We start from the raw sequence: 15,841 nt of genomic DNA, 5'->3' as shown, positions 1-15,841 counted from the left end.
CCCCTCCTTCTAAACGCAACAGATTTGCTTTAAGAAAAGCTAGGCCCTACGGTCACTTAAAGCAAACCGTTAGCTTTTACCGGGAGCAGCTTCATGTCCGCCGATGAACTCACACCGCCGGAGGCAGCCCGCTGGGCCGCCCGCGCCGGGCTGTCCCTGGACGAGGCCCGCCACGCCGGGGTGGCGGTCACCGCCCAGCACATCCATGCCGTCGTCTCGGTCCTGCGGGAACTGGACTTCGGTGACACCCCGCCCGCCTCCGCCTTCGATGCGGGCCGCCGAACCGGAGAGGAGAGGCACGATGCAGCCGTCTGAGCTGTCCCTCGTCGCCGCGTCCGACGCGATACGGCAGCGGCGACTGTCGCCCGTCGAGCTGGTCGACTCCGTCCTCGATCGCGTCGAGCAGGTCGAGCCGGCGCTGGGGGCCTACGTCACGATGGCGGCCGAGCAGGCGCGCCGGTCGGCGGTCGCGGCCGAGCGTGAGGTGGCGGCCGGCCGTTTCCGGGGCGCGCTGCACGGGATCCCCATGGGCCTGAAGGACCTGATCGATGTCGCGGGCCTGCCGACGACGGCCAGCTCCCGGGTCCGGGCCGGCCACCGAGCCGACGCCGACAGCACGGTGGCCGCACGCCTGGCGGCAGCGGGCGCGGTCCTGGTCGGCAAGACCCATACGCACGAGTTCGCCTACGGGCTGACCACCCCGCAGACACGCAACGCCCGGGACCGGGGCCGGGTCGCCGGCGGTTCCAGCGGCGGGTCGGCCGTCGCCGTGGCGGCCGGGACCGCGACCTTCGCCCTGGGCACCGACACCGGCGGGTCGATCCGGGTGCCCGCCGCGCTGAACGGGGTCGTCGGCCTGAAGCCGACGTACGGCCTGGTCCCCCGCCACGGCGTGACGTCGCTGTCCTGGTCGCTGGACCACGTCGGTCCTCTCACGCGCACGGTGGCGGACGCGGCCGTGGTCCTGTCCGCCCTGGCCGGGCACGACCCGCGCGACCCGGCCTCACTGCCCGTCCCGTCCGGGAACTACGGGCAGGGTGTCGGCGGACCGGCAGCGCCGAGCCCGGACCTGACTGGGGTGCGCGTCGGAGTACCCCGCACCTACTACTTCGACCATGTCGACCCACAGGTAGAGACCGCGGTCCGGCGGGCCGTCGACCGGCTCGAGGAGCTCGGCGCACGGCTCGTCGAGGTCGACATCCCGATGACGCGCTACATCCAGGCGACACAGTGGGGCCTGATGGTTCCCGAGGCCACCGCCTACCACGAGCGGACGCTGCGGACGATGCCCGACCTGTACGGGGCGGACGTACGCATCCTCCTCGAAGCCGGGGAGCTGATGCCCGCCGGGGACTACCTGCGCGCCCAGCGCGCCCGGACCCTGATGCGGCAGGAGTGGGCACGACTGCTGGACGGGGTCGACGTGATCGCCGCCCCGACGGTCCCGACGACCGCGGTGCCGGTCGGCCAGGAGACGCTCACCTGGCCCGACGGCACGGTGGAGAGCGTCTCCGACGCCTACGTACGCCTCTCGGCCCCCGCCAACATCACCGGCGTACCCTCACTTTCGGTACCCGTCGGCCACGACCGCGCCGGGATGCCGATCGGCATGCAGCTCCTCGGCCGTGCTCTCGGGGAGGCCATGCTTCTGCGGGTCGGTCACGCGTACGAGATGAGCGTCCCCGCCCGCGAGCCCCAAACCACAGCGGGAACTAAAGCCAAGAATTTGCTTTAGCGGATACAATCCCTGCATGGCACGCAGACAGATGGTGCGCCCGGGCGGGCGCAGCGCCCGGGTTCAGGCGTCGGTCCACACCGCCGTACGCGAACTCGCAGCGGAGGTGGGGCGGGACGCCCTGACCGTGCCGCTGGTCGCCCAGCGTGCAGGCGTGACGCCGTCGACGATCTACCGCCGCTGGGGCGACCTGCAGGAACTCCTGTCGGACGTCGCCGTCGAGCGCCTGCGCCCCGAGACGGCGCCGGAGGAGCACGGTGACCTGCTCTCCGACCTGACGGCCTGGGCCGAGCAGTTCCTGGACGAGATGGCCTCCCCCGCGGGCCGCGCCTACATCCGCGACGCCCTGCTCGGCGACCCGGACGGCAGCAATGCCGGTCAGTGCTCGGACTACGCGGCCGAGCAGATCGCCGTCATCCTGGGCCGCGCGGTCGAGCGCGGGGAAGCTGCTCCCGACGTCGAGACGGTCATCGACCGTGTCGTCGCGCCCCTGATGTACCGCATCCTCTTCCGCCCGGACGGACTGGACGCCGCCTACGCCCGTCACCTCGTGGCGAGTTCCGGCAGAGCAGAGGCGTGAAGTCCGGCTGCCAACGAGTGAATCCACCCGTGCGGTGAGCGGGAGCCGCCGTCACGGCGGGAAGGCCGTCCTTGTCAGACGACAAGCGATGGTCAGGGAGCGTCCCGATGCCGAAGTACCTCATCCAGGCGACCTACACGCCCGAGGGCACCAAGGGGCTGCTCAAGGAGGGCGCGAGCGGCCGTCGCGCCGCTGTCGAACAGGTGGTCGCCGGACTCGGCGGCACGGTCGAAGCCATGTACTTCGCCTTCGGTGAGCACGACTTCGTGTGCATCGTCGACTTCCCCGATCCCGTCTCCATGGCCGCTGTCAGCCTCACCGTCAAGGCCAGCGGCGCCCTCCACACCCGGGCCACTCCCCTGCTGACCCTCGAAGAGATCGACGAGGCGGCGCGGCGGGAGGTCGCCTTCCGGGCCCCCGGCAAGTAGGCCGCGGAACGGTTGAAAGCTCGCCTGTGTACTCTCCCGCGCTTCGGGTAGGCCCCAACACTGATGGACCCCAGGCCTGAGTCGACGGAGAGAGAAGTCTTCATGGGCCGCGAACCGGATCCCGAGAGCGCCCCCGACCTCGTCGGACAGCAGCTCGTCGACGCCGTGGAGAACCTGGTGTCGCTCTGGTTCTCGGCCGTGGAGGAGGTCAGTCCGCGGCTGCCGCCGCGCCACATACGCGCCTTGAGGGCCGTACGCCGTCAACCGGCGCTCAATGTCACCGGACTGGCCGAGCATCTGCGGGTCGGGCTTCCCACCGCCAGTCGGCTCTGCGACCGGCTCGAGAACGCCGGGCTGCTCCGGCGATGCGTGGAGCCCGGCGACCGGCGTGAGGTGCGTCTGGAGGTGACGGCCCAGGGGCGGACGGTCCTGGGGGACGTCACCGAGCGGCTGTCGCTGCGGCTGGCCACCGCCTTCGACGGGGTTCCCGCCGCGCGGCGCGCGCGGCTCGAACAGGCACTGCGCGCCTTCCACGAGGGCGGACTCCCCGGCAACCAGGAACCGGGACCGGCACCCGGTGCGCACGCCAGGCCCGAGCGCTGAGCGCGTCGCTCAGGATTCCGCCGCCCGCTGCCGTCCCGCGTCGCCGTGCACGTGGCAGAGCAACAGGCATACGTCGTCGTCGTGTTCGGAGTCGTGCAGCAGCGGGTGCAGGAGCCGGTCGGCCGATGCGTCCAGTTCGTCTTCGAGTTCGGCCGGGCGGAAGTCGCCCAGTACCTCGGCGAGTCGCTGGATGCCGGGGTCGATCCCGTGGGCGCGGCGTTCCACCAGCCCGTCGGTGTACAGCGCCAGAGTCGATCCGGGCGGGAGCGGCACGGTGTGGTCGCGGATCTCCTGTTTCAGCGGGATGCCGAGCATCGCGCCGGGCTTGGCGTCGAGCGTGTGCACCTGACCGTCGGGGGTACGCAGCACGGGTGGCGGATGGCCGGCGGCGGCCCAGGTGAGTGTGGGGTCGTCCGGGTGGAAGCGCGCGATGACCGCGGTGGCGTACAGGTCGAGGCGCAGGCGGTGCAGGAACAGGTGCAGTCGCGTCAGGAGTTCGCCGGGGCTGCTGCCGTCGACGGCGTAGGCGCGCAGGGCGGTGCGCAGCTGGCTCATCATCACCGCGGCGTGCAGCCCGTGGCCGGTGACGTCCCCGATGACGGTGATGAGGCTGCCGTCGGGCTGACGGAAGGCGTCGTACCAGTCACCGCCGATGTTCAGGCCCCGGGTGGCCGGAAGGTAGCGCGCGGCCAGGGTCAGGCCCTCTGTGGTGGGCAGGTCGGTGAGCAGGGCGCGTTGCAGAGTCTCGGCGATGTCGCGGTTGTGCTCGAAGCGCCTGGCGTTCTCCAGGGCGATGCTCGCCCGGCGGGTCAGTTCGATGAGCATCACGGCGTCGTCGGCGTCCCAGCGCTCGTCCGGCGCCGACAGGGTGAGGACGCCCTGCGAGGTCCGGCGCGAGAGCAGTGGGATGCACAGGAGGGGGCGGCCGGGGCCGAGGGCCGAGGGCGGCTGGTCGTCGACGCCGGGCAGGCCGCCGGGGTGGTCGGCGGCGTACTGGGGGCGCCCGCGGCGGGCGGCGAGGACGGCGGCGGCCGGATGAGGGCCACTGCGCAGCGCGTCGTCCACGCCGTCGAACAGCCAGACGTCGACGGTGCGCGCGTATCTCGGCACCAGCAGGGCGGGCAGCAGCCGCACGATGGCCTCGGGGTTGAGGGAGGCCGTCAGGGCAGCGCTGGCATCCGCCAGGAAGGTCAGCCGGCCACGGGCGTTCTCCGCCTCCTTGCGGGCCTTCTGCTCGGCGTCGAACAGCTCGCGCTGGGCGCGGCCGGCGGCGTCCAGGTCGGCGTGCAGGGCCAGCACGCCCTGATTGGTCTGGTGGAGTTCCTCGCGGTGGAAGGCGACCAGCGCCTCCTGCTCGTCCAGCCGCTCCAGCAACAGGGCCGCGTCCTCGTCGGCGCCGAACAGGGCCTCGGCGAGCAGTGCCGGGTCGTCGGCCGCGTGCTCGCCGACGGAGAGGTCCGCGTCCTCGGCGCAGGGGACGGACGCGCGCCACGGGCGCTGCCGGTCCTCGGGGCGTCGCTTCGCCGGGGCCACCTCGACCCCGAACTCGCCCCGGCCGGGTGACAGGGTCGCTGCCACGCCGACCTGCCAGTCACCGCCCTTGGTGAGGCACTGCTTCAGTTGTGCGGTGAGCGCGGTGACCAGGCGGGTGCGCTCGACGGGGGGCACTCCGCACGCGGCGGCCAGCCGCGCCGTGGCGATGCGGGCCTGCGCGGCGTCGGTGATGCTGCGGACGTACCAGGTGCGGGTCATGACGAGCGGTCCGGGGGGCAGGGGCTCAGCGCGACGACGGCGGTGTCGTCACGTACCGGCCGGGCGGCGCTGCTGGCGTCCCGCACGATCGAGGCGGCGATCACGGCGGGGTCGAGGGGCGTCGGGGTGTGGACGGCCGGGCCGGGGCTCCAGCGGCTCGGCAGGCCGTCACTGTGCAGGACCAGGAGGCAGTCGTCGGTCCAGGTCTCGTGGTGCGCGGGCAGGTGCGCGGGGAAGTGGGCGCCGACGATGCCGGGGCGCGAGACCAGCCCGTGCCAGCTGTCGCCGCGACGAAGCCGGGCCCCCACGTTGCCCACTCCGGCGAAGGACAGCCGTCCGGCGGTGACGTCGAGCTGAGCGACGGCCACGGCCGCGCCCCTGGTGTCGGGCAGGGCGCCGTGCAGGCGCCGCAGCAGGTCGGCCGGTGGCAGGTGGGGCGCGGTTCGCACCGCCTCCACCGCGGCGGAGGACGCGTCGGCCGCCAGGGGGCCGTGGCCGAGGCCGTCGGCCAGCATCAGCGTCACGTGGTCCGACGTCCGGACGCAGGTCCAGGCGTCGCCGGAGAACTCCGCTGCCGCGAGGGGGATGTTGACTCCCCCGGCCCGCACCGGTAGCGCGCCGGTGTGCAGGCCGGCGGGCTCCCGGTGCGGGCGGGGACCGATCCTGGCCATGACGATCGTTCCCCGACCGGGTGTGCTGTGCAGGCCGAAGTCGTCGGCCGTGCGCCGGCAGGTGCCGAGACCGGCACCGAGGGAGGCGGCGGTCGAATAGCCGTCGCGCAGTGCCGCGTCGCTGTCGCGCATGCCCGGTCCGTGGTCGACGGCCATGATCTGCACCATGGAGATCCTCTCGTCGCCGTAGGCCGGAACGGACGGACCCACGAGGTCGAGCAGTATCTGCCCGCCACCGGCATGCTTCAGCAGATTGGTGGCGAGTTCGGTGGCCACGAGCTCGGCGGCGACGACCCGGTCCTCGGCGAGCCCCGCACGGCGGGCCGCGGCCCCGGCCGCCACGCGGACGCCGCGTACGCGCGTCGAGTCGTGCACCGGCACCTCCCAGACGCGCGGCATCAGGGCGCCTCGCGCGGACGCGGCGGCCCCGAGATCCAGGACGTCACCGTCACGGTGGTGCCGCTGCCACGGCTGCTGTCGATGGAGAACTCGTGGACCAGGCGCCGGGATCCGCCCAGCCCCATCCCGAGCCCCCCACCGGATGTGTAGCCGTCGCCGAGGGCCTGGTCCAGGTCGGCGATGCCGGGGCCCTCGTCGCTGAAGACGAGACGCAGGCCCTGTATCGCGCCGTTGGTCACCTCCGTGCACTCCATTTGTCCCCCGCCGCCGTGCACGAGGGCGTTGCGCGCCAGCTCACTGGCCGCCGTGACGAGTTTGGTCTGCTCGACCAGGCCGAACCCGAGTTGGGCGGTCATCTGCCGCACATGCTGTCGCACTCGCACCAGATCGAGGTCCGAGTGGATCGGCAGGCAGGCGGAGACACTGCCGGTGCTGTGGGTCACGGGCGCTCCCGGCGTGGGCGCCCGCCGCGGGGCAGGGCCGACACCTCGGCCCCTAGCAGGCGCATGGCCTCCTCTGTGTTCAGGGCGGTGCGCAGCCCCGGCAGGGTCAGGCCGAGTTCCACCAGGGTGATGGCCACTGCCGGGCGCATCCCCGCGACCACGGTCTGAGCGGCCAGCAGCTTGGTCATGGCCGCGACGTCACTGAGCACGCGGCCCATGAAGGAGTCGACGATCTCGACCCCGGACAGGTCGATGACCACACCGTTGACCGCGCTGTCGGAGACCGTCTCCCCGATGTCCTGGCGGAGCTGCTCAGCCGTGCTGTCGTACAGGTCGCCCTGGAGGGTGACGAGAAGGACCCCGCCCAGCCTCAGAACGGGCACATGGCCTTCGTACGGGAAGGTGGACACGCCCGTCACCGGGGCTCCGCGGCCGATGTGGGGCTCGCCACGATGTGGGCGCCCTGCTGCTGCAGGGCGTAGGCCAGGGCGTCGGCGAGGCTGGCGCGGGTGAGCACATCGCTCAGGTCGATGCCGAGGTGGACGATGGTCTGCGCGATGGCCGGCCGGATCCCGGAGACTATGCACTCCGCTCCCATGAGTCGCGCCGCCGCCACGGTCTTCATCAGATGCTGCGCCACCAGGGAGTCCACGGTGGGCACCCCGGTGATGTCCAGGATGGCGATGCGGGCGTGCTGCTCGACGACGGCGTCCAGGAGCGTCTCCATCACCACCTGACTGCGGGCACTGTCGAGCGTGCCGATCAGCGGTACGGCGACGATACCTTCCCACAACTTGATCACGGGGGTGGCGATTTCGAGCAGTTCCAGCCGCTGGCGGTTGATGAGTTCCTGCCCCGCGACCGTCGTCGTCTCGTGCATCACCAGGCGCAGGGTGCCCATCAGCACGGTCAGGGCCGTGGTGCACTCCCGCACGTGCTCGGCGGGTGCGTCGGAGAGCTCGTCGAGCAGGAGGTCGGTGACGGGCCGCCGCAGTGCGTCCATCTCGGCCGCGATCTGCCCGAGGGTGGCGCCTGCCCGCGCCCGGGAGTGCGCCGTACGCGCCAGCTGCTCGCGGACGACGGTGAACCCGTCCGCCTCCGAGTCCTCCACACGTCCCGACGCGGCCACCGCGGCGAGCGCCTCCACAACGGCCCGGCCGGCTTCCACCGCCTCGTCCCGGGAGACGGTGAACACGGTGCGGAACAGGGCCGCGTCCGCCCAGCGCTGTGCGATCTGCTCCCGGCGCTGCCGCAGGAAGTCCCCGACCTCCTCAGCCGGATCGCTCTGACCTTTTGCCGCTTGCTGCTCCGGCACGTACTTCCCTCCTCATATGGTGTGCGCCGCCCCGATCTCACGGGGAGCGCCGGACTGTACGGTCACGATGCCTGCCGAGGCCCGAACCAGTCCAGGCAGACCACGAGCGCATCGTCGTCGGGCACGGGTGTGCCGCGGTGACCGGCCAGTTCCCTCAGCACGGCACGGGGAACCTCGGCCGCGGGCAACAGGCTGGTGGACACGATGGCCCGGGCGAGCGCACGCTCCCCGTACTGCTCACCACCACCGGGTGCCGCGACGGCGTACACCCCGTCGCTGACGAAGACGAGTCGGTCCCCGGGCTCGATCTCGACGACCTGCTGGGCGGCGTAGTCCGTCTCCTCGAACATGCCGAGGGGCAGCTGCTCATCGAACTCGACGGCGGTGACGGTACGGCCGCGCAGGCGCAGCATCTGCGGCGAGCCGGCGTCGATGACCTGCAGCCGGCCGGTGTGCAGGTCGAGGTCGAGCAGCAGCACGGACAGGTGGGCATCTCCCCGGTACTGGGCGTAGACGGCCTGGTCGGCGAGTGCGGCCTGGTCCGCGATGGACAGGCCCGCCCGCCGTGCGTTGCGCAGCGCGTTGATGCCCAGGTTGGTCAGGAGGGATGCCTCGATGCCCTCGCCCATGCCGTTGGTGATGTAGAGCATCAGGCGGTCGGCGTCCGCGGACCAGTCGAAGTTGTCGCCGAAGATCGCGTAGGCGGGTTCCAGTTGGGCGCCGACCGCGTACTCGGGGCGGGTGCAGGAGCGGCCCGGCAGGAGTTGCCACTGCATCTCCGCCGCCAGGGTGAGCCGGTCGGTGCGGCGCGCCCGGATGTACAGATCGGTGTCCCGGTCGGCGACGATCACTTCGTGCCCCAGCACCTTCGCCACCTCGGCCAGTTCGTCCAGGCACTCCTCGGCCTGGGCTGCGGAGGGCATCGTAACGGCAAGGACGCCCAGCCGGTCGCCCCGCACGGTCACCGGCAGGTGCAGGCGCACCTCGCCGTCACCCAGCTTCTCGATGAAGGGTTGCTGGGACCCGAAGGCCCGTCCGGCGGGCGTGCCGTACGCGGGCACGGACTCGGGCGGGCTCGGAGCCGTGTGGACGGGCTGGAACGTGGCGAGGCCGTAGTCGGCCATGTAGAGCTGGACGGTCTTCGCCGCGTAGTCGTTGCACAGTACTTCGCGGACCGCGTCCACCAGTTGGTGCGGGGCCGCGGAGCGAAGTGCCCGCTCGGCTGCCACGAATCTGTTCACGATGTTGGATACGCCATTCTTGTCACAGTGACGGCGCTGGAACCGCGCTGCCGCGGACGCCGCCCGTCGGTCCTTCTTGTCCGTATCTAGTGTTCTGCACGTATTGTCCGAACCGGTGGGCTGACAGTGCCCGTGAAGCCTGAAAGAGTGGCAGCGTGACTTCCTCCTACTCGCAACCGCGGCCGGACGAGGTGGCGCGTGTGACCTCGGAGGCCGCCGAGTTGCTGGAGGTCTTGTGGGGCCGGGCCTCGACCGCGCCGGTGTCCGCCTCCCAGATTCGCGTGCTGTTCATCCTGGAGCACAGCGACGGCATCAACCTGCGCATGCTCGCCGAGGCCCTCGGCTCCACGCCGCCGTCGACCAGCCGGCTGTGCGACCGGTTGCAGGCGGTCGGCTTCGTCGAGCGGGCACCCAGCGCCTCCAGCCGCCGCGAGCTGCGGCTGCACCTGAGCCGTCGCGGACGGACCTTTCTGACCGAGCTGCGCGCGCGACGCGAGGCCGCGCTGCAGTCCGTGCTGGAGCAGATGCCCGCCACCAAGCGGACCGCACTGCTGGAGGGCCTGGAGGCGTTCTGCGCCGCGGCGTCCGCGGAGATCCACGAAGGCGACGAAGCCTCCGACGCCAGAAGCGCCTGAATCCCGCCGACGCCCCGGTGCGGCGCCGGGACAGGGCTGGGTACGCGCCGCAGCCCGGCAAGGCGGGCCGTCGTCATTGATGACCGGCACGTTCCACACCCCCTCCCACGCTTGACTCGCTCACTCTGTTGCCTCATGACCATAGTTGTCAAACGGCAACTGTTGGGCATGCGGGTGCGGTTTGCGATCGATGAACTGCCTCTTCGGGCAGCGGTCTTCAGTCCGAAGCAGTCATGACTCCGAAGCGGTCATCACTCCGCCGTCGCGGCCGGAGGCTCGGGATTGGGCCCCGAGTCCGCGGTGGCGAGCGCCTCCTCGACGCTCCCCACGATCGGGACGGTGATGCTGACACCGGTGAGATCCATGATCCGCCGGACGGCGGGCGTAGGGGAGATCACATACACACCCCCGGGGATCTCCCGTACCTCCTGGTACGCCCGCAACACGATGTTCATGCCGGACGAGTCCATGAAGGGGACGCCGGCGATGTCGAGGAGGAAGTTACGTCGGCCATGGTGCAGCTGGTTGGCGAGATGGTGCTGCAACTCGGTCGCTGTATCCATGTCCAGGTCGCCCTCGACCGTGAGCAGCACGGCATCCTCCCGGGGCACTTCCACCTTGATCGACAAGGGATTCTGGGCAATGGACACAAGTACCTCCCACAGGCGTTGGCGATCGCGACGGGTGCCCCGACGGACGGATTCAATGCCTCGTGGAGCGAAGAATTCCCGGCAACCGGCCCACCACGCCTCTCACGGGCCCGTCGCAGGCGGTTTCGGGCACGACGCTCCTGTGCTGCATGCGTGTTGACCGTCCGTCGATGCGTTCGGCCGCCTACCCCGGAATCTCCCCAGCACACAGTGCACCTGCGAGCGAGCGGTACACCGTCACGCTTCCGGGTGCCACTACTGACTGCTTTTGCGTGCAAGGGCTGGGCGGTCGGTTTGGCGGGCGGTCGACGGGTCACGCGATGGGAGAGACATCACACGGTGTGGAGGAGAGAAGGGAACTCGGGCCTCCTCGCCTCTGTCAGGGAGCGTAAGGATGAGTGAGCAGTACCGGACCGGTGTCACCAAGAGTTCAGCGAGCGCGGGCCGTGTGCGACGGGGGCCGCGGAGTCCGGCGGAGGCGCGCGGCGCTGTTCGGCGGGTCCTGTCCGAACAGTCGCACGCCCGCGGCGCCGCCTGCGAGCCGGACACCCTCTCGGACGCGCTGCTGGTCGCGTCGGAGCTGACGACCAACGCGATGCTGCATGGTGGCGGCGTCACCGGCTTCGACGTCGAGGTCGTCGGCGAGAACCTGTATCTGTCCGTCAGCGACCGCGAACGCCGCCGACCGGTCGCCCTCGACCCGGTCGACCGCCACGGCCGCCACCGCTGCGGAGGCCGCGGCTGGCCGATCGTCTGCACGCTGTCCCGCACGGTGCTCGTCTCCGACCTCCCCACGGGCGGCAAGCGCGTCACCGCGGTGCTGCCCCTGCCGACGGGCTGCCGGGAGCGGGTCGACAGGGTCTGACGGGGCTGGCGCGGCCTGCCGGCTTGATCGGGCGGGGCGTGGGTGGTGGGCCGAGGCGGGGTCGCTGCGGCGCGCCGACGGGGCTGGTCGGGGGCCCGGTGGGGATGCTGCGGCTACCGATTGGGCTGGCCGAGGGCGTCGCGGGCCGGCCTGTGTGCAGACAGACGGGACAGACCGGTGGTCAGCGCGATGGGGCCGGTGGGCCCGACGAGACGGACCTGTGGGTCAGTGCGATGGGGCGTGGTGGGCCGACGGGATAGACCGGTGGGTCAGTGCGAGGGGGTGCCGTGGGCCCGACGGAACTGACCGGTGGGCTGGCGCAAAGAGGCTGGCATGCCAACGGGACAGGGCCGGGGCCAGCTGGATGGGCTCGGTAGGGCGGCGAGAGAGGCCGGAGGGCCAGCGGGACAGAGTCAGTGGCCAGCGTCATGGCCCGGCGGGCCGGCGGTAGGGGTCAGTGGCCGACACGGATGGGCCGGTGGGCCAGCACGGGCGGGAGCAGACAACATGGCCCGACACCGGCGGGTCGGCCACCGAGCGGTCCGACGCGGGCAGGTCCGCTACCCACCTGATCGGATCTGGGCCCCGATGATGGGCCGCCCCGGAGAGGCTGCCGCTAGCGACAGGGATTGGCCGAGCGCCGACGCGGACAGCTCGGTGGGCCGGCGGAACGGACCCGTGAGTCAGCGCGATGAAGCCTGCGGACCAACAGGACAGACCGGTGGGCCAGCGTCCAGCGTGAAGAGACCGGGGCCCGAGGGCCGACAGGCCGAGGGCCGACAGGCCGAGGGCCGACAGGCCGAGGGCCGACAGGCCGAGGGCCGACAGGCCGAGGGCCGACAGGCCGAGGGCCGACAGGCCGCTTGGCCGCGGTCCACGTTTGCTGATGCCATCAGGCGAACCGGCCGACGCCCCGGTGGGTGTCGGCCGGCGGCCTCGAAGCAACACGGTGCTCAGGTCAGGCGACCCCAGGCTCCAGCAGCCCCGCGCGCAGTTGCTTGATGATGCGGCTGATGAGGCGGGAGACGTGCATCTGGGAGACGCCGATCTGTTCGGCGATCTGCGCCTGGGTGAGCTCCTCGACGAAGCGCAGATGGATGATCCGGCGCTCCCGCTCGTCCAGCCCGGCGATCAGGGGTGCCAACGAGTGGAAGTCCTCGACGAGTTCCAGCGAGGGATCCTCCTCGCCGAGCAGGTCGGCCAGAACGGACTCGCCGTTCTCGGAGTCGGAGGTGACGGCCGCGTCCAGGGAGGCGGACTGGTAGCAGTTGGAGGCCTTGCGGGCCTCGATCACCTCTTCCTCGGAGAGGGACATCAGCTCCGAGAGTTCGCGGGTGGTCGGCATGCGGCCCAGCCGGGAACCGAGTTCCTCAGTCGCCTTCGCCAGCTCCGCACGCGCCTCCTGCAACCGGCGCGGCACATGCACCGCCCAGCTCGTGTCCCGGAAGAACCGCTTGATCTCGCCGACGATGTACGGGACGGCGAACGTCGTGAACTCGACCTCCCGAGCGACCTCGAAGCGGTCGATGGCCTTGATCAGGCCGATGGTCCCGACCTGGACCACGTCCTCCAACGAGTCCCCACGCGTGCGGAACCGCGAAGCCGCGTACCGCACGAGCGAGAGGTTCATCTCGATCAGCGTGTTACGTACGTACTGGTATTGGTGCGTGCCCTCTTCCAGCATGACCAGTCGGTCGAAGAACTGACGCGACAACTGACGTGCGTCCTGAGGGCTCACCCTCGTCGGATCCTCGATCAGCGGCAGCGCCGCCCCCTGCGTCGTCACCGTCTCCTGTGCCGTGGCCGTTGCCTGCGCCACCGTCACGGCTGCCATGCTGCCCTCCCGATCGCCGGATCCTGTTGTCGTTTCCCCGCGTGCCCGAGTTCGCGCGTCTCACTCCTCTTCTGTCGAACAGATCGCGGCACGAAGGTGAGTTCCGGCGCGAACTCGCCCTTGAGAACGGTCGATCCGGCCACCTCCTCCGCGGACGTATCAACGCGGCGCCCTGCGCTCCGTCGCCCGACGGCGTGCAGGGCGCCGTCGGTATCGGACGGCCCTTCTACGTCCGCTCGTTTGCGTGGGGAGTTGCGGGGCATGCGGATTTTCGTGCTTCGGACCAGAGGCGCCACGGTGCGACAGGTATGACCGCTCCAGGGCCTTAGTGCCCTGTGCACCGTTTCCCACGGAGATTCCCTGAGAACGTCGTTCAGGAGCTGTTCCTCATGCTGGTTGAAACGTCCGCACATGGTTCCGACATCTCTACCCGTCCCCGCGTGTCGGGGGGACGCGTCCACGACGACGCCCCCGACACCGCGGCCCGCTTCACCCGGCTGGCCGCTCTGCCCGAAGGGCCCGAGCGTGACGCCGTACGCGACGAACTGGCCCGGGCCTGGCTGCCCATGGCCCACCGCATCGCCGGCCGCTTCCGCAACCGCGGTGAATCGCTGGAGGATCTGCGCCAGGTCGCGGCCCTCGGGCTGGTCAAGGCGATAGACCGGTTCGAACCGGGACGAGGAGCCTTCGAGAGCTACGCGGTGCCCACCATCACAGGCGAGATCAAGCGCCACTTCCGCGACCGGATGTGGGCCCTCAGGGTTCCGCGTCGCGTCCAGGAGCTGCGCAACAAGGTACGGATCGCGCGCCGCGACCTCGTCACGACCTCGGGCGGCTCCACCCCCTCGGTCGCCGAGATCGCCGCCCACGCGGGAATGACCGAGGAAGAGGTCAAGGCAGGGCTGGAGGCTTTGGACAGCTTCAGCACCCTGTCCCTCGACGCCGAGATGTCCTCCAGCGACGACGGCTTCAGCCTCGCCGACACGATCGGCAGCAACGAGGAGGCGTACGACGTCGTCGTAGACCGGGAGGCGGTGAAGGAGGGGCTGCGGCGGCTTCCCGAGCGCGAGCGCGCCATCCTGTACATGCGGTTCTTCGAGGACATGACGCAGGGCCGTATCGCCGAGCAGCTGGGGATCTCCCAGATGCATGTCTCCCGCCTCATCAGCCGGTGCTGCGCACAGGTGCGGGAAGAGGCGCTCGACCGGGGGAACCTGTCCTGACGCCACGGCGGCGGCAACCGCACCGCATGCATGCGTGCGTGCGTGCGGCGCAACAGTCGGCCCCACTCCCGGGGCCTCCCATTGCCCACTACTTTCCATGCAGGCCCGACCGCCCCGCTCGGCGGCGGGCACCACGATCACTTCATCCAGGAGCGGATACCCATGCTGATGCCCCATCCGGCGATGCTGCGCAGACTCGTCGAGGAGTACGAGGCGCTCGTGGCCCACGACAGCGACCTCGAGGCCGGCACCGGTCGGCGTGACCTGCGCGCGCAGGACCTGGCCTACACGCTGTGCGTGTCGACCGGCACCCGCGAGGTGGGACAGGCCCTGGAGATGGCCCGCCGCATGCTCGCCGCCTCGGACGACCCCGTCGCGGCGCAGGTGAAGCGACGTGTGATCACGGCGGGCCTGGACGAGCCTTCGAGGGCGCAGGGGCCGGCGGTGGTCGGCTGAGATGCACCAGTGGGACACGGCCCGGAGCGGCAACGGAGAGGGAAGTGATGTGAGCATCGACAGAATCTGGTCGTACCGTCCCGGGAGCGGTCACCAGGCGGGGCTGACGCTCACAGGGTTCAAGGTCGAGGCGACGGACGGTGTCGTCGGCCATGTGGACCGCCAGGCCGACGACACTCCCCTGCGGCACCTGATCGTCGACACGGGCATATGGGTCTTCGGCAGGAGTCTGCTGATCCCCGCGGGGATGATCACCGGCATCGACGTCGCGGCCCGCCTGGTCACCGTGGGGTGCACCCGCGAGGAGGCCAAGGCGGCTCCCCGCTTCAGCACGGACCGCGAGACGCTCGATCCCGAGTACCTGTCCGCTGTCGGTGCGTACTACGCGACTTTGCGCCATGATTCGGGCGAGCCCGGGTAGCAGAGCCGAAGGACACGGTCGGACGACGAGGGAGCGGAGACTACGACGTGCGAGGAATGGTGAAGTGACGGGAGCCGCAGTCTTCTTGGTGCGCGCCTGTGATGCTCAGGGAGTGACGAGCATTCCGCAGGCAGCGGACGAGCAGCCGTGAAGCCGATGGAACGCCGTCCGGCCGGGGACGTCGGGACCGCGCCTGCCAGGCCGGTCCCGATCACCAGCGCGGCGGCGGCGCGGAGCTATGTGCGGTCGGTCGTGACGGAGGGATGGCGCGCGGCGTCCGACCCGGCGAGTGAGCGGACCGTCACGGATCTCCTGCTGGTGGTGTCGGAACTGGTCACCAACGCGATCCGGCACGGCGGCGGCCTCGCGGGGTTCGAGGTGGCGCTGCTGCCCGATGCCGTGAGCCTCAGCGTGCACGACTACAGCGACGCAGTGCCCTCCGCGGCCTACGGGCCCGGCACGCTGCCGCTCGTGCACGAGGGCAGCGGATACGGGTGGCCGCTGATCATCCGCCTGACCCGCGAGATCAGCATCGAGCGCCGCCGGGCAGGCGGCAAGACGGTCAGCGTGCTGGTGCCCCTGACGTGAGG

General features: G+C 71.0%; 19 protein-coding genes. 11 read left to right on the top strand and 8 right to left on the bottom strand.

Annotated elements, in window-relative coordinates:
* Positions 1-93 precede the first annotated feature (93 nt).
* The 5 genes from ACWGDB_RS20985 (at position 94) to ACWGDB_RS20965 (ending at position 3,346) form a co-directional block, all read left to right on the top strand.
* Positions 94-315: a hypothetical protein gene (locus tag ACWGDB_RS20985; protein ID WP_453823776.1), complete on the top strand. Its 222-nt coding sequence runs from the start codon at positions 94-96 to the stop codon at positions 313-315.
* On the top strand, positions 302-1,735 hold the full coding sequence (locus ACWGDB_RS20980; RefSeq protein ID WP_453823775.1) for an amidase: 1,434 nt from the start codon (positions 302-304) through the stop codon (positions 1,733-1,735). Before ACWGDB_RS20985 ends, ACWGDB_RS20980 begins: the two co-directional genes overlap by 14 nt.
* 16 nt (positions 1,736-1,751) lie before the next feature.
* Positions 1,752-2,315, top strand: a complete 564-nt coding sequence (locus tag ACWGDB_RS20975) for a TetR/AcrR family transcriptional regulator (protein ID WP_453823774.1) — start codon at positions 1,752-1,754, stop codon at positions 2,313-2,315.
* 107 nt (positions 2,316-2,422) lie between these two features.
* Entirely contained in the window at positions 2,423-2,743 is a 321-nt protein-coding gene (locus tag ACWGDB_RS20970) for a GYD domain-containing protein (protein WP_453823773.1), read from the top strand.
* 102 nt (positions 2,744-2,845) lie between these two features.
* Positions 2,846-3,346, top strand: a complete 501-nt coding sequence (locus ACWGDB_RS20965; RefSeq protein WP_453823772.1) for a MarR family winged helix-turn-helix transcriptional regulator — start codon at positions 2,846-2,848, stop codon at positions 3,344-3,346.
* Between the two features lie 9 nt (positions 3,347-3,355).
* Here the strand turns inward: ACWGDB_RS20965 and ACWGDB_RS20960 are convergent, their stop codons facing one another.
* The 6 genes from ACWGDB_RS20960 to ACWGDB_RS20935 form a co-directional block, all read right to left on the bottom strand.
* Complete coding sequence (locus ACWGDB_RS20960; protein ID WP_453823771.1) at positions 3,356-5,098, bottom strand: PP2C family protein-serine/threonine phosphatase; 1,743 nt, start codon at positions 5,096-5,098, stop codon at positions 3,356-3,358.
* Entirely contained in the window at positions 5,095-6,168 is a 1,074-nt protein-coding gene (locus ACWGDB_RS20955; protein WP_453823770.1) for a SpoIIE family protein phosphatase, read from the bottom strand. Before ACWGDB_RS20955 ends, ACWGDB_RS20960 begins: the two co-directional genes overlap by 4 nt.
* Positions 6,168-6,611: an anti-sigma regulatory factor gene (locus tag ACWGDB_RS20950; protein WP_453823769.1), complete on the bottom strand. Its 444-nt coding sequence runs from the start codon at positions 6,609-6,611 to the stop codon at positions 6,168-6,170. Before ACWGDB_RS20950 ends, ACWGDB_RS20955 begins: the two co-directional genes overlap by 1 nt.
* The gene (locus ACWGDB_RS20945; protein ID WP_453823768.1) at positions 6,608-7,030 is read right to left on the bottom strand and encodes an STAS domain-containing protein; all 423 of its coding nucleotides are present in this window, start codon (positions 7,028-7,030) and stop codon (positions 6,608-6,610) included. Before ACWGDB_RS20945 ends, ACWGDB_RS20950 begins: the two co-directional genes overlap by 4 nt.
* On the bottom strand, positions 7,027-7,926 hold the full coding sequence (locus ACWGDB_RS20940; protein ID WP_453823767.1) for an STAS domain-containing protein: 900 nt from the start codon (positions 7,924-7,926) through the stop codon (positions 7,027-7,029). Before ACWGDB_RS20940 ends, ACWGDB_RS20945 begins: the two co-directional genes overlap by 4 nt.
* A 62-nt stretch (positions 7,927-7,988) precedes the next feature.
* Positions 7,989-9,167, bottom strand: coding sequence for a PP2C family protein-serine/threonine phosphatase (locus ACWGDB_RS20935; protein WP_453823766.1), 1,179 nt, complete (start codon positions 9,165-9,167; stop codon positions 7,989-7,991).
* 155 nt (positions 9,168-9,322) lie between these two features.
* Here ACWGDB_RS20935 and ACWGDB_RS20930 point away from each other — a divergent pair, with 155 nt between their 5' ends.
* Positions 9,323-9,802: a MarR family winged helix-turn-helix transcriptional regulator gene (locus tag ACWGDB_RS20930; protein ID WP_383605856.1), complete on the top strand. Its 480-nt coding sequence runs from the start codon at positions 9,323-9,325 to the stop codon at positions 9,800-9,802.
* Between the two features lie 251 nt (positions 9,803-10,053).
* Here ACWGDB_RS20930 and ACWGDB_RS20925 read toward each other — a convergent pair whose 3' ends face one another.
* Positions 10,054-10,452, bottom strand: a complete 399-nt coding sequence (locus tag ACWGDB_RS20925) for an STAS domain-containing protein (protein ID WP_453823765.1) — start codon at positions 10,450-10,452, stop codon at positions 10,054-10,056.
* Positions 10,453-10,846: 394 nt separating this feature from the next.
* Here ACWGDB_RS20925 and ACWGDB_RS20920 point away from each other — a divergent pair, with 394 nt between their 5' ends.
* Positions 10,847-11,317, top strand: a complete 471-nt coding sequence (locus tag ACWGDB_RS20920; protein WP_453823764.1) for an ATP-binding protein — start codon at positions 10,847-10,849, stop codon at positions 11,315-11,317.
* 958 nt (positions 11,318-12,275) lie between these two features.
* On the opposite strand, the gene ACWGDB_RS20915 is transcribed toward ACWGDB_RS20920, so the two are convergent.
* Positions 12,276-13,151: an RNA polymerase sigma factor SigF gene (locus tag ACWGDB_RS20915; protein ID WP_453823763.1), complete on the bottom strand. Its 876-nt coding sequence runs from the start codon at positions 13,149-13,151 to the stop codon at positions 12,276-12,278.
* Positions 13,152-13,540: 389 nt separating this feature from the next.
* Between ACWGDB_RS20915 and ACWGDB_RS20910 the strand changes: the two genes are divergently transcribed.
* The 4 genes from ACWGDB_RS20910 (at position 13,541) to ACWGDB_RS20895 (ending at position 15,839) form a co-directional block, all read left to right on the top strand.
* Positions 13,541-14,374, top strand: a complete 834-nt coding sequence (locus tag ACWGDB_RS20910; RefSeq protein ID WP_453823762.1) for a SigB/SigF/SigG family RNA polymerase sigma factor — start codon at positions 13,541-13,543, stop codon at positions 14,372-14,374.
* Between the two features lie 162 nt (positions 14,375-14,536).
* Positions 14,537-14,830 (top strand): DUF5133 domain-containing protein, encoded by a 294-nt coding sequence (locus tag ACWGDB_RS20905; RefSeq protein WP_453823761.1) that lies wholly within the window; start codon positions 14,537-14,539, stop codon positions 14,828-14,830.
* Between the two features lie 49 nt (positions 14,831-14,879).
* Entirely contained in the window at positions 14,880-15,251 is a 372-nt protein-coding gene (locus ACWGDB_RS20900) for a PRC-barrel domain containing protein (RefSeq protein WP_453823760.1), read from the top strand.
* Positions 15,252-15,407: 156 nt separating this feature from the next.
* Positions 15,408-15,839, top strand: a complete 432-nt coding sequence (locus ACWGDB_RS20895) for an ATP-binding protein (protein ID WP_453823759.1) — start codon at positions 15,408-15,410, stop codon at positions 15,837-15,839.
* Positions 15,840-15,841 lie beyond the last annotated feature (2 nt).

The sequence above is a fragment of the Streptomyces sp. NPDC055013 genome (assembly GCF_053608645.1).
This window is presented reverse-complemented; position numbering and strand designations above follow the sequence as displayed.